6 protein-coding genes are annotated in these 14,585 nt (G+C 35.5%); 1 reads left to right on the top strand and 5 read right to left on the bottom strand.

The features are described from left to right. Positions 1-17 precede the first annotated feature (17 nt). Together CS063_RS03975 and glgB are read right to left on the bottom strand one after the other, a co-directional pair. The gene (locus CS063_RS03975) at positions 18-545 is read right to left on the bottom strand and encodes a hypothetical protein (protein WP_099448386.1); all 528 of its coding nucleotides are present in this window, start codon (positions 543-545) and stop codon (positions 18-20) included. A 90-nt stretch (positions 546-635) separates the two neighbouring features. After that, positions 636-2,909, bottom strand: coding sequence for a 1,4-alpha-glucan branching protein GlgB (gene glgB / locus CS063_RS03970; RefSeq protein ID WP_180270669.1), 2,274 nt, complete (start codon positions 2,907-2,909; stop codon positions 636-638). Between the two features lie 148 nt (positions 2,910-3,057). Here glgB and CS063_RS03965 point away from each other — a divergent pair, with 148 nt between their 5' ends. Beyond that, positions 3,058-4,419, top strand: a complete 1,362-nt coding sequence (locus tag CS063_RS03965; RefSeq protein WP_099448385.1) for a hypothetical protein — start codon at positions 3,058-3,060, stop codon at positions 4,417-4,419. Between the two features lie 113 nt (positions 4,420-4,532). Here CS063_RS03965 and CS063_RS03960 read toward each other — a convergent pair whose 3' ends face one another. From CS063_RS03960 to CS063_RS03950, 3 genes are all read right to left on the bottom strand, one after another. Then, complete coding sequence (locus CS063_RS03960) at positions 4,533-7,319, bottom strand: calcium-translocating P-type ATPase, PMCA-type (RefSeq protein WP_099448384.1); 2,787 nt, start codon at positions 7,317-7,319, stop codon at positions 4,533-4,535. Between the two features lie 165 nt (positions 7,320-7,484). Then, positions 7,485-11,696 (bottom strand): 2-hydroxyacyl-CoA dehydratase, encoded by a 4,212-nt coding sequence (locus CS063_RS03955; protein ID WP_099448383.1) that lies wholly within the window; start codon positions 11,694-11,696, stop codon positions 7,485-7,487. 231 nt (positions 11,697-11,927) lie between these two features. Then, positions 11,928-14,570, bottom strand: a complete 2,643-nt coding sequence (locus CS063_RS03950; protein ID WP_099448382.1) for a valine--tRNA ligase — start codon at positions 14,568-14,570, stop codon at positions 11,928-11,930. Positions 14,571-14,585: the final 15 nt, after the last annotated feature.

The following is a 14,585-nucleotide window of genomic DNA, read 5'->3' as shown; positions in this document are numbered from 1 at the left end:
TTCTTTAGTTAAATGCTTCAAGGGAGACAATTGCTCATCTCAAAGTAATTAAGTATTTCTTCTAGATAATATTCCATAAAACGTACAAAAGATATTACTGATTTTTCTTTCAGATTTAGTTGAAGTTGCCAATTTTCATAGAACATAAAAGCGTCTTTTGGTGAGGAAAGATGATAAAAATCATAAATAAATAGCCGAATATCACCGGTTGCTCCTTGCATCACACTTTGAAGAGAAACTGCTACTTCTTCATAAAAACAACGCGTGATTCCTACTCTTTTCTCAAACTCTTTAATAACTGCTTCTTTATCAAGCATTATCTTTAGATGCGGATAAAAATGATAGAGAAGATTGCGGTAAGGTTGATTTATTTGTAGTATAGCATAATTTAACTGAAAAGGGTATTGACTTAAAAGCTGATAAAAAGATTGAGCCCCTGTAACCCAATAGCCCTCCTTTAGTATCCAACCTGTAGTACACTTCTCGTATAGTTCCATCCTATCTTTCTTTTTCTCATTACTAGATAATTGCTTTAGTAAATACATGGCTTACCTCCTTTAACAACTTACTAAGAGTATGGCCAGACTTTTACTAAAACAAACAAGACCTGTTTTTAAAATAGACCTTGTAAGTGCTTACTTTCCTTCCTCTGTAGCTTGCACTTCACCTTTTATTTTAAGAGTAGTTATCTCAGGTTCCTTTAAAAGTCTATTAATTTTGAAAACACTCATACCAAGAGGAGGGATATTGATAGCAATACTTTGTTGTCTTCCATGCCAAGGTTGTAAAGTGGCTTTAACCTTTTCATTAGTAATACCTTTTCCACCATAGCATACTGCATCACTATTAAGTACCTCAATATATTCTGCATAACTAGGTACTCCTACACGATAATCCTTCCATATAACAGGTGTAAAGTTAATTATAATAAGAAGTTCATCCTTTACAGACGGCCCTCTTCTAATAAAAGAAAGAATACTTTGCTCCTTATTATCACAATCAATCCATTCAAAATTTTCATAGCCATTTCTTATTTCCCAAAGAGCTTTATTTTTTTTATAAAATTTATTAAGTTCTTTCACAAATTTCCTAATCTGCTCATGAGATTGATGCTCTAAAAGATTCCAATCTAACTCTCTGTCTTCATTCCATTCTGTAGTCTGAGCAAATTCATTTCCCATAAATAGCATCTTTTTACCTGGATGCATATACATGTATCCATATGCTGCTCTTAGGTTGGCAAATTTCTCCCACTCAGTTCCAGGCATTTTATAAATCATAGAACTTTTACCATGAACTACTTCATCATGAGATAGCACCTGAATGAAATTTTCACTAAAGGCATACATTAAGCTGAAGGTAATCTTTTGGTGATTGAATTTTCTAAAATAAGGATCAATTTTCATATAACTTAGAAAATCATTCATCCATCCCATATTCCACTTAAAACCAAATCCAAGTCCACCTTCATCAACTGGATGTGAAACACAAGGCCATGCTGTAGATTCTTCTGCAATCATCATAATTCCTGGAAATTGTGTATAAGCTACTGTATTAAGCTTTTTAAAAAACTCAATAGCCTCTAAGTTTTCCCTTCCACCATATTTATTAGGGATATAGTCACCCTCTCGTCCATAATCCAGGTAAAGCATGGAAGCTACGGCATCTACACGTAGACCATCAATATGATAATTATCTAACCAAGATAAAGCGCTAGCAATCATAAAAAGAGAAACTTGTGGCTTGCCATAATCAAAAATTAAAGTCCCCCAATGTGGATGTTGGGACATTTTTTCATTGGCCATTTCATAAAGAGGTTGTCCATCAAACTTTTCAAGTGAAAAAGCATCCTTAGGAAAGTGTGCGGGTACCCAATCTAAAATAACACCTATTTTATGACGGTGCATTGTATCTACAAAATATTTAAAATCATCGGGTGTCCCATAGCGACTAGTTGGTGCAAAATAGCCTGTAACTTGATATCCCCAAGACCCATCATAAGGATGTTCCATAATACCCATTAGTTCTACATGGGTATAGCCCATCTCCTTTACATACTTCGCCAAACTATCTGCTACTTCACGATAAGTATAAAACTCCCCACTTGCATGTCGTCTCCAAGAACCAATATGTACTTCATAAATAGAAACTGCTTCTTTATAATAAGCTGAAGCTTGCCGTCTATCTATCCACTTATCATCCTTCCATTTATAGGGCTTCATCTCATAAACAACGGATGCATTATCAGGCCTTAGTTGACAATACCTTGCATAAGGATCTGCCTTATAAAGAAGTTCACCCTTTTGTGTTTTGATTTCATATTTATAAGTTTCTAAGGAATTCATTTCGGGAATAAATAATTCCCAAATACCTTGTTCAGGGATGTAGCGCATTGGATGCCTTCTACCATCCCAATGATTAAAGCTTCCAACCACACTAACACGCTTAGCATGAGGTGCCCATACTGCAAAGCGTACCCCTTTTACACCTTCTACTTCTCTAAAGGTTGCCCCCATTTTCTTATACACTTCATAGTCCGTACCTTGTCCAAATAAATATAACTCGAAGTCAGAAAATGTACATTTAAATTGATAAGGATCTATGTAAGACCACGTATTCCCCTCCTTATCTTTGCACATAAGCTTGTACAAAAATTTTTTCTTACGTGTACCTATGCTTCCCTCAAACAACCCTTCACTATCAACCTTTTTAAGTGGATAGGTCTTTGTACTATCTTTGCACGAAACAACGGTTATCTCTGTAGCTGTAGGGCAAAAAACACGCGTAATCCATTTACTTTTGTTAGTCTCCTGTACAGGATGCATCCCCAAAAAATCATGTGGTCTTTTGCAATTACCTTGCTCTAAACTTTCTCTTTGATTCTCCATTACACCAGTAGTAAGTTCCATAGTTTTTCACCTCTTTATACTATATTAATATATTTTAAATCTTTTTTCAATATTTTATCCATTTTTTTACATTTTTATTTTCTTTCACTTGTCAACAGCGCTAAAATTGTTTATGCTTATAGAAACATGTCTTGAAAGGAGTCTTACTATGGAAAATCAACGTCATTCTTTAACTGTAGGTTTAGCTTATGCCTATAGCCATTGCATAGATCGCTACTTAAGAGCCCTTACTCATTCTCTTTTTTCTTCTTTACCTTATTTAGATGAAGAGACAAATAATCTTTCCAAAGAGGTAGAAGCTCTTTTCCTTGCACTCCCTACCCTTTTGTCTGAAAGTACAGATATTAAAGCAACCTATGTAGAAAAACTCATTCACTTACGTCCTGTTTTAGAGAAAAAATACCGTACACTTAAAGCTTATGAAAGGGAACTTACGCAGCTCACTTTAGTATTTGAAATGACAGCTTTGCCCTCTCAAGAAGACTTACCCTTTTTCGAAGCTGACTTAAACAGCCTGCATACCTTTGACTTTGAGAAATTAGCCCAGGATTGCACACAGTTCATCTTCCATGAAACCAATTTGCACGAGCGACAAAGTCGTGCCGCTTTGCTTTTACCTTATCTTCCTATTCGTCTAACTAAAGATAATTTTATTTATTACATCAGCAAAACACTTAAACAAATTCACATTGAAGATACTGCTGAAAGTGCTGATTTTCTTATACAAATTTTAGCTCAGCTGTTTGACGGAAAAAAATACAAAGAATATGGTAAACATTTTAAAGACATTGCTACTTCTTTAGAAGAGTTTAAGTGCTTAACGAATCGTGAAGATTTTGAAGAAAATAGGGATCTTTTAGAAGAAACTCTTCAAGGTGCATTAGAAATCGTAGAAGCTCTCTATGAGGTTATTTGTACACTATGTACTTTCTTTTTACTAGAGAACTCTTCCTTTAAAGCACTCACTGACCTTCATCCTAGTTTTTATGACCTTTACTACTCTATAAAAGCTATTTTAGAAAATGGGGAAGACCGGGAGCTTTTTATCTCTACTTTACCTGAACGCGTAGAGGAAATTAAAGCTTCTTTAGAAGAACCTTTTCTCAAAGCCTGTAAACAAAGTGTTCCTTCCTCTGTTTTCGCATTATTGCAAACTTCCTTACAAATGCGCCTTACTCATTTGTTTAGTTTTGACATCAGCAAAAAACCTCTTATGCATACACAAACCGAGTCTCTTTTTGAAGATTTTTTAATCCAGCTTCGTAAAGACTTAGATGCTTTGCCACCCTTTGAACGTAAATTACGTATGCAATATCTTATGAGTGTTGTTCCTTTTGCTATGTCAAAAGAAACTTTCCATACCTATGCCCTTCAAGCCTTCCATGCTTCTAAGGAAGCTCAACCTCTTCTAATAGCTATTATGTATTTAACTTCTATTCTAGAGCAAAATGGCTTTTATGGTGAAAGCACAGAAGAACAGCATATCCTTTTAGAAAACGATTTCTTTTAAAAATAAGCGTTTCACAGACTATAAATACACAAAGACACCTTTAAGTTCGTCCAAAACGTCTTAAGGCGTCTTTTTATTTTTTATTAATTACTAATAGAGTAATAAGTGCCTATTTATATTTTCTTTAAGGCAGGAAATGTTTTTTTAGCTTGTCTCCATACTCTACGTGTAGAATGTTTAAGTGTTCTAAGTATCCATTTTACACCTTCATTAAGGATAAGAATCAAACTAGCGTAAGCTACTATTTTAAGCCATAATCCTAGACTAAGAGGTGCTGCACTAAAAAGTTCTTTTCCCCACTGTACCATCATTACATGCATACAAAGGGTGATGCCAATCGTCCATAATGCCCATTTATTTTTTAAAAGATTAGGGAATATACTTCCTGTGCCAAACTCCCGACAATTAAGGGCATTAAAAAGCGTACTAAAAACTAAAAGGCTAAAAAGAGCTGTTTGTGCCTCTACAGGATTATTTATATTTATACCTAAAAAGTTATTTCTAATTTGTAACATAAGCAGTGTGATAATAATACCTCCATTTACTATAATGTTGCGGATCATATACTGATTAATGATATTAGCCTTACGAGCAATGGGCTTACGCTTCATTACTGTTTCACGAATAGGTTCAAGTCCTAATACTAAAGCAGGGGGTCCATCCATAATGATATTCATACATAAAAGTTGAATCGTAGTAAAAGGCATGGGATAATCCATTATTTGAGTTAAAATAGCAACCATAAAGGCAATCACATTAACTGTTAATTGAAATTGTATAAAACGTTGAAAATTATTATAAATTCCTCTTCCCCATTTAATAGCTTCAACAATTGTTCCAAAGCTATCATCTGTTAAGATAATATCTGCTGCATTTTTACTTACCTCTGTTCCCGCAATGCCCATAGCAATCCCTACATCTGCCTTAGTAAGTGCGGGTGCATCATTGATACCATCCCCTGTTACCGCAACAACCTCTCCTGCTTTTTGAAGGGCTTTAACGATGCGCAACTTAGTATCTGGCTTGGACCTTGCAACAATACTAATGGTTTCTAATTCTTTAGCTAGAATAGCTTCACTTAAGCCTTCTATATAACTGGCTTCTACTGCTCTTTTACCCTTCCCTACAATTCCTATTTCTTTCCCTATAGCAATGGCTGTTTGTAAATTATCACCTGTTAGCATTTTGGTTTCAATACCACCTTCTGCCGCACAAGCCACTGCTTCTTTAACACCTGGACGAATAGGGTCACTAATAGCTACAAAGCCATTAAATATAAGCTCTCTATTCCACTTTTCCTTCTTTGTACTCCCAGGATTAATCCCTTCTTCTCCATACGCAAACGCAAGTACACGCATGGCCTCACCTTGCATAAGTCCTATTTCATAGAGAATCCTCCCACGCCTTTCAGCTGTTAGTTCTTGAAGTCTCCCATCTTTCTTTTCATAACGACATTGTTCTAATATAACTTCCGGCGCTCCTTTAGAAAAGATTTTATAACAGCTACCGTCCTTTACTGTAGTTACCATAAACTTAGTTTGTGACTGAAAAGGTAAACGATAAACAATCTGTGTTTTTTCTCGTAGTTGCTTATAATGATAGTCCTTACATAAATGAAGTAAGGCCCCTTCTGTCGCACTACCTATGTACTTTTCTTCATGTGGCGTCGTTTCTAAGTCAGCCGTACTATTAAGTACACAGTTTTCAATAAAAAAACAGTCCATCCCCTTCAAGGACACATATTGACCATTACAATATACTTGAGCAACTTGCATCTTATTTTGAGTTAAAGTACCCGTTTTATCACTGCAAATAACACTAATGGAGCCAATTGTTTCACAAGCTTCTTTCTTGCGAACTAATATATGAATACTTGCCATCTTTTTCATCATAATAGCCAAAGTAATATTAATCATTGTATTTAGACCTTCTGGTACCGCTGCCACAATGAGTGCTACACAGACAACAAAAGCTGTTTTTATTTCAGGAAAATGATAAAAGAGTGGACTAAGAGAATGGATAAAATTCCCTAAGCTATCAAACTGTAATGTAATATGACTTTCTTTTCCAATTTGCCAAAACATATAAACAAAAAGAACTGCTGCAACTGCAGTAGAGATTTTAGAAATTCCTGCCCCTAAATTATTCATTTTAATCTGTAAAGGTGTGTCCTCTTCTCTTTCCCCTAATTCCTTTGCAATATTCCCCATTTCTGTATGGTCACCTGTTTGTGTAACTACCATACACCCTTGTCCACAAGCTACCAACGTCCCTCCAAAAAGCATATTGTACTGTTTAGCCGGTATAGGGTCTTTAAGTACTTTCTCACCATTTATATCTAACTTTTCAAGTTCTACAATACCTTGTCTTTTCTTAACATCATCCGACTCACCTGTAAGCATGTCCTCTCTTACCTTAAGATCAATAGCCTCTAAAATTCTCCCATCAGCAGGTACTCTGTCCCCACCTTCTAAAAAAATAATGTCACCTGGAACAATTTCCTTTTTAGATAGCAATGTCTTTTGTCCGTCACGAAGCACTTTTACCTCACAGTCATCTACCATTTGTGAAAGAGCTTCAGAAGCCTTACGTGACTTACTTTCTGTCACCAGTCCAATGGTAATACCTAATAAAACAGCAAAGCAAATACCCATTGCATCATCGTATTCACCAATTAAAAGACTTACTCCTGATGCAATTAACAAAATCACAATGAGTTGTTGGGTTAATGCTTCTCCTAATTCCTGTAACAAACTTTTTTCTTTAGGAGGTGTAAACGTATTAGGCCCCACCTTTTCTAATCTTTTTTTTGCTTCACTTGTAGATAGACCTCTTTGCTTGTCCACCTCTAGTGCTTGTAATACCTTATTTGCTTCTTGCCTATAATATCTGTCTTCCATAGTCTCCTCCCTCATTCATCAAAGTGTAACCTACTACTATATATATACAGCTTGACTATTTTGTATGTCATATAAAACAAAAAAGATAGCAAATAAGAAAGGTTGTTTTAATCACCTCTTATCTGCTATCTTTTTAAAAAGGAAAGAAACTTCTTCTAATACTTATTATTGATTTTTAAAAGCTGTTGCCATCATGAGTTTGATACGATTCAACTGATTGACACTGGAAGCTCCTGGATCATAATCAACTGTTACAATATTCGAATGTGGATAAACACGTCTTAATTCCTTGACCATACCTTTCCCTGTGACATGATTAGGTAAACATCCAAAAGGTTGCATACAAATGATACCATTCACTTTTTCTTCTAGCAAGCTAATGATTTCTCCTGTTAAAAACCAACCTTCTCCCATTTGATGCCCTAATGACATAATCTCTCCTGCTTTTTGAGCCAAATGATTAATAGAGTGAGGAGGAGTAAAGCGTTTACTTTTTGCTAAAACCTCTTTTACATACTGACGTTTTTGTTCTAGATAGGCAATAGCAATCTGCCCTCCTAATTTTCCTTTAATGGATTTTTCTAAAAAATGATGCTTAAAGATATTATTATAAGCGCAATAAAGGAAAAAGTCTAAGAGATCTGGCATTACAGCCTCTCCCCCTTCTTTTTCAATAATATCCACTGCATGATTATTGGCCTCAGGATGAAACTTTACTAAAATCTCACCTACAAGCCCTATCTTAGGCTTAACTATTTCCTTTAACTCTAATGTATCAAACTCTTTTACAATAGCAGCTACATTTTGTTTAAAAACAGTCTTATTCCCTGTCCTTACATTTTCAATCCCCCTTGCTACCCATTTTTCATAGAGTGCATTTGCAGAACCATGAACCGCTTCATAAGGACGTGTACGGTATAAAACACGCATTAATAAATCTCCATATAAAATAGCAATAATTGCCTTATTTAACATATTGGGAGTAAGTGAAAGCCCTGGATTATCCTCTAAACCAGAAGCATTTAGGGAAATAACAGGTATCTCATCAAAACCACATTCATGAAGTGCCTTACGCAAAAAACCAATATAATTAGACGCTCTGCACCCTCCCCCTGTTTGCGTTATCATAAGAGAGGTATTATGGATATCATATTCACCACTTTTAAGAGCCCTAATAAACTGACCAATCACAATAATAGCAGGATAGCATGCATCATTATTAACATATTTAAGCCCTTCTTCAATATCTTCTCTTGTTGCATCAGCTAATAGTTTAAACTGATAGCCTGAGCTTTTAAAAACCTCTTCTACAAACTGAAAATGAATAGGTGACATTTGAGGTGCCAAAAGAATATGGTCCTTCTTCATTTGTTTAGTAAAGATAACTCTAGGTCTAGGTACACTTACTTTTTCTTTCCTATATAGCTTTTTACGTTCCTCCATAGCTGCCTTTAAAGAACGAATGCGAATCTTAATAGCTCCTAGGTTACTTCCTTCATCAATTTTAATAAGGGTATAAATTTTCCCTGCACCTTCAAGTATTTCTTGTACTTGATCAGCTGTTACCGCATCCAAACCACAGCCAAAAGAAGTTAACTGTACTAATTCTAAATTCTTCTGATGACTCACAAAATCTGCTGCACGATATAATCGGTTATGATAAGACCATTGGTCCAGTACACGAAGTGGTCTTTGAATCTTCCCTAAATGAGCTACCGAATCTTCTGTTAAAACGGCCAGTCCTTCTCCCGTAATGAGATGGGTAAGCCCATGGTTGATCCCAGGATCTACATGGTAAGGACGTCCACTTACTACGACTCCTTGAACTCCTTCTTTATGCATCCATTTAAGTGTTTCTTCACCTTTAGCTGCCATATCCGCTTTAAAAACTTCTAGAGTCTCAAATCCCTTTGTAACAGCTGCTTTTATTTCCTTATAAGTAATATTTAATTCTTTAAACTCTTTTGTAAGTTGCTTAGTTACCATTTGCGTATCATTTAAGTTTAAAAAAGGATATTTAAAAATAAATTTAGAATCTCTTACTTCATCCACATTGTTCTTAATAACTTCTGGGTAAGAAGTAACAATAGGACAATTATAGTGATTATCACTTGTTAGATCTTCTTGCCTTTCATAAGGCACAGAAGGATAGAAGATAAAACGAATACCTTTTTCTACTAAATCCATAATATGCCCATGAGTTATTTTAGCAGGATAGCATACAGATTCCGATGGAATAGTTGCGATTCCTTTTTCATAAATTTTTTTATGAGAAACACTTGATAGCTCTACACGAAATCCAAGGGTTGTAAAGAAACTATGCCAAAAAGGATAATTTTCATATATATTAAGTACTCTTGGTATACCTACACTGCCGCGAGGCGCTTCCTCAATGGGAAGGCTCTCATAGTCAAAAACACGCTTATACTTATAGTGTACCAAATTAGGAATCTCCCCTATTCGCTCTTTACTACCATTCATTTTTTCACACTTATTGCCATATACGAAGCGTCTACCATCACTGAGTTCATTAACAGTTAAAAGACAGTGGTTTTCACAGCCTTTGCAACGTGAAGGAATCTTAATCATAGAAAGTTTACAAATTTCCTCACTATTTAATAAGGTACTTGGCTTTCCTTGATAACGCTCTACTGCTAAAAGAGCTGCTCCATAAGCTCCCATTAATCCAGCAATGCTCGGACGGATGACCTCCTTACCTAAAATAAGTTCAATAGCTCGTAAAACTGCTTCATTATAAAAGGTACCACCTTGCACAACAATATCCCCTTGTATTTCTTCCGTACTGCGCAGTTTGATTACCTTATATAAAGCATTTTTAATAACAGAATAGGAAAGTCCTGCTGAAATATCTCCTATTGTCGCACCTTCTTTTTGTGCTTCTTTTACTTTAGAATTCATAAAAACAGTACACCGTGTTCCTAAATCTACTGGATCCCTGGCATAAAGTGCAGCTTCCACAAACTCCTCAAGACTCATATCCAAAGATTGACTAAACATCTCAATAAAAGAGCCACACCCCGAAGAACATGCCTCATTTAAAATAACCGATTGTACCACACCTTCTCTGGTGCGTATGCACTTCATATCCTGACCACCAATATCCAATATAAACTCTACCTTTTTACTAAACCTTTGTGCTGCTTTATAGTGAGCAATTGTCTCCACTTCACCTAAATCTACTTTAAAGGTATTTTTTATTAAAGCTTCACCATAACCTGTTACACAACTATTTTTAATCTGAACTCCTACAGGTAATAATTCATATAATTCCTTTAATTTATCCTCTATCAACTGAAGAGGGTCTCCTTTATTGCTTCCGTAAAAAGAATACACCAATGTTCCTTGTGAATCAATAAGCGCTAGTTTAGTCGTAGTAGAACCTGCATCAATTCCTAAAAAAAGCTCTTTTTGACAAGTAACTAATGAGCTTTCCTTTACCTTATAAGTTTGATGTCTCTGACGAAAAACTTCAAGCTCCTCTTTTTTTTCAAATAAAGGTTTTAAACTATGCCTTCTGCTAAAACCTTGTTCTAAATCTTCTAATCTCTTAAGTAACTCTTCTAGAAAAAGACTTTCTTCTTTTTGAGCTAATAAAGCTGCACCTAAGGCAACAAAAAGTTGAGGTTCTTTTGGTAAAATCACTTCCTCTTCTTTCAAATGTAAGGTTGCTATAAAACGTTCCCTTAGTTCTGAAAGGAAAAAAAGCGGGCCTCCTAAAAAGGCAATTCTCCCTTTAATAGGCTTACCACACGCTAAAACGCTAATTGTTTGATTAACAACAGCCTGAAAAATAGAAGCCGCAATATCTTCTTTGCCTACTCCTTCATTAATAAGGGGCTGTACATCTGTCTTGGCAAATACCCCGCACCTTGCTGCAATGGGATAGATAACCTTATGCTTTTTTGCAAGTTCATTGAGTCCTGCTGCATCTGTTTCTAAAAGTGTTGCCATCTGATCAATAAAGGCACCTGTGCCCCCGGCACAGCTTCCATTCATGCGCTGTTCCAACGTATCTAAGAAATAGGTGATTTTTCCATCTTCCCCTCCTAATTCAATAGCCACATCTGTTTGTGGAATATAATACTCCACTGCTTCTGTACAGGCAATCACCTCTTGTACAAATTGTAATTTTAATAGTGTCGCAAGCTCCATAGCTCCTGAACCTGTAATCACTAATTGAATAGACGCATTGCCTACTACCTCTCTACTTGTCTCTAAAATATGTAACAAAGTTTTTCGTATATCTGAATAATGTCTTTCGTACCTAGAGTAAATAAGTTTAAATGCTTTATCTAAAAAAACTACTTTTACTGTTGTAGATCCTATATCTACACCTAAATACAAACCCTGCTTCATACTACAACACCTCATTGTGCTAAAAATAATAATTATTCTTTATATTTTACCTTTTATTTTTATAAACACTTATTTATGTAAAATTTTTATAAAGTGATGCTTTCTTTATTATAGTCCCAAATTTCATTATTGTATAGAGATGGCTTTTACTTGTGATTTACCCTCTCTGCATAATTAATTTTAAAAGACGTATCCCCTAGTTTTCTAGAAAATACGTCTTTATACAAACTCTTATTTCTTTAAATGATTTAAGCGCTCAACAACAACTTGAAGCATATCTTGATATTTTTGACGTTTTGCCTTTTCTTCTTCAATCAGCTTGGCAGGTGCTTTAGCCACAAAACCCTCGTTAGAGAGCTTTTTGTCTACACGCTCTACTTCTGCTTCTAACTTCTGCTTTTCTTTAGTGAGACGTTCCAACTCTTTTTCAATATCTACAAGCTCCGCAAAAGGAATATAAAGTGTTGCATGAGGAACAACAACAGAAACAGCATCACTATCAATACCTGTAGTATCTTTTTGAATAATAACTTCTGAAGCAAAACCAAGTACGCTAAAGAATACTTTACCTCTTTCAAAAATATCAAGTGTCTTTGTATCCTCTGATACAACATATACTTTGGCTTTACGTGAAGGAGGTACATTCATTTCACTTCTTAAATTACGAATATTACGTACAGCACCTTTTAAAAGTTCAATTTCTTCTTCATCTTCCTTATAATCCCATTCTTTTTTAAAGGTTGGCCAACTAGAAAGCATGATAGTATCTTCTTGATCTTGAAGACTCATAAAAATTTCTTCTGTAATGAAGGGGATATAAGGATGGAGCATCTTTAAAATAGAAATCATGACTGTTTTAAGTGTCCAAAGAGCAGCCTTACGAGAAACATCTTCTTTGTTATAAAGGCGTGGTTTTACCATCTCAATATACCAATCACAGAATTCTTCCCAAGCAAAGTCATAAAGCTTTTGAACAGCAATACCTAAGTCGTATTTATCCATATTCTCTGTTACTTCTTTAGCAAGTGTATTTACTTTAGAAAGAATCCAACGGTCTGCCGCTGTAAACTCTTCTTCTTTAACCGTTAAGTTAATGTCTTCTCCTTCAAAGTTCATAAGGATAAAACGTGCTGCATTCCATAATTTGTTACCAAAGTTACGGTTTGCTTCTACTCTTTCATAGTAGAAACGCATATCATTACCTGGTGCATTACCTGTTACTAAAGTTAATCTTAGTGCATCTGCACCATACTTTTCAATCACTTCAAGTGGGTCAATACCATTACCTAAAGATTTACTCATCTTGCGTCCTTCAGCATCTCTTACAAGTCCATGGAATAAAACATCCTTAAATGGTATTTCCCCCATTTGTTCAAGGCCTGAAAATACCATACGTATTACCCAGAAGAAGATAATATCATAACCTGTCACAAGGACACTTGTTGGATAAAAATGTTCAAGTTCTTCCGTTTTTTCTGGCCAGCCTAAAGTAGAGAATGGCCATAGTGCAGAGCTAAACCATGTATCTAAAGTATCCTCATCTTGTACCAACTTTGTTCCTTGACATTTTAGACAACTATGAGGCATTTCTTTTGAAATAATAATTTCACCACATTCTTCACAATAATAAGCTGGAATACGATGTCCCCACCAGAGCTGACGAGAAATACACCAATCTCTGATATTTTCCAGCCAATTAAAGTAGGTTTTTTCAAAACGTTTAGGAACAAGATTCATATCCCCATTCCTTACAGCTTCAAGAGCTGGCTTTGCTAACTCTTCCATTTTAACAAACCATTGGGCTTTAATCATCGGCTCAATAACAGCCTTACAACGGTCATGTGTCCCTACATTATGAGTGTGTGGTTCTACTTTTACTAAAATACCTTCTGCTTCAAGATCTTTTACCATTTCACGACGTGCATCATAACGATCCATACCTGTATATTTACCCGCTAAAGCATTCATGGTTCCATCATCATTCATAACACAGATTTGAGGTAAATTATGACGCTGACCTACTTCAAAGTCGTTAGGATCATGAGCTGGTGTAATTTTTACCACACCTGTTCCAAACTCTTGATCTACATAACTATCGGCAATAATGGGTATCTCTCTATCAGTAAGAGGTAATTTGACTGTTTTACCAATAAGATGTTTATAACGTTCATCTTCTGGATTAACTGCCACAGCTGTATCACCTAGCATGGTTTCAGGACGAGTCGTTGCTAACTGAATAAATTCATCACTCCCTACAACTGGGTAGCGTAAGTGCCAAAAATTACCTTCTTTTTCAGCATGTTCTACTTCTGCATCCGAAATAGAAGTTCCACATACTGGACACCAGTTAATAATACGAGAGCCTCTATAAATATATCCTTTATTATAAAGTCTAATAAAAACTTCTTGTACAGCTTCACTACAACCTTCATCCATGGTAAAACGTTCACGTTCCCAGTCACAAGAACTTCCTATCTTCTTAAGCTGACTAATAATACGTCCACCATATTGTTCTTTCCATTCCCATGCACGTTCAAGAAAACCTTCACGTCCAATATCCTCTTTAGTAATGCCTTCTTTTAACATTTGCTCTACAATTTTTACTTCTGTAGCAATACTGGCATGGTCTACACCAGGTACCCAAAGGGCATTATAACCTTGCATACGTTTATAGCGAGTTAAAATATCTTGAAGGGTATTATCAAGGGCGTGACCCATATGCAATTGTCCTGTAATATTAGGGGGTGGCATCACGATAGTAAAAGGTTCTTTATCCTTTTCTACTTCCGCATGGAAATAACCGTTATCTACCCATTTTTGATACAATCTTTCTTCTACTTGATTAGGATCATATACTTTTTCTAATTCTTTCATAATATCCTCCTTTGT

This window comes from Sporanaerobium hydrogeniformans, from assembly GCF_002735925.1.
In the GTDB taxonomy this organism is placed as follows: Bacteria; Bacillota; Clostridia; order Lachnospirales; family Cellulosilyticaceae; genus Sporanaerobium; species Sporanaerobium hydrogeniformans.
This window is presented reverse-complemented; position numbering and strand designations above follow the sequence as displayed.

Bases quoted from the DNA above. Each gene is read 5' to 3' on its own strand.
- CS063_RS03950 (WP_099448382.1), bottom strand. From the start codon at position 14,570: ATGAAAGAATTAGAAAAAGTATATGATCCTAATCAAGTAGAAGAAAGA.
- CS063_RS03960 (WP_099448384.1), bottom strand. From the start codon at position 7,319: ATGGAAGACAGATATTATAGGCAAGAAGCAAATAAGGTATTACAAGCA.
- CS063_RS03975 (WP_099448386.1), bottom strand. From the start codon at position 545: ATGTATTTACTAAAGCAATTATCTAGTAATGAGAAAAAGAAAGATAGG.
- CS063_RS03955 (WP_099448383.1), bottom strand. From the start codon at position 11,696: ATGAAGCAGGGTTTGTATTTAGGTGTAGATATAGGATCTACAACAGTA.
- glgB (WP_180270669.1), bottom strand. From the start codon at position 2,909: ATGGAACTTACTACTGGTGTAATGGAGAATCAAAGAGAAAGTTTAGAG.
- CS063_RS03965 (WP_099448385.1), top strand. From the start codon at position 3,058: ATGGAAAATCAACGTCATTCTTTAACTGTAGGTTTAGCTTATGCCTAT.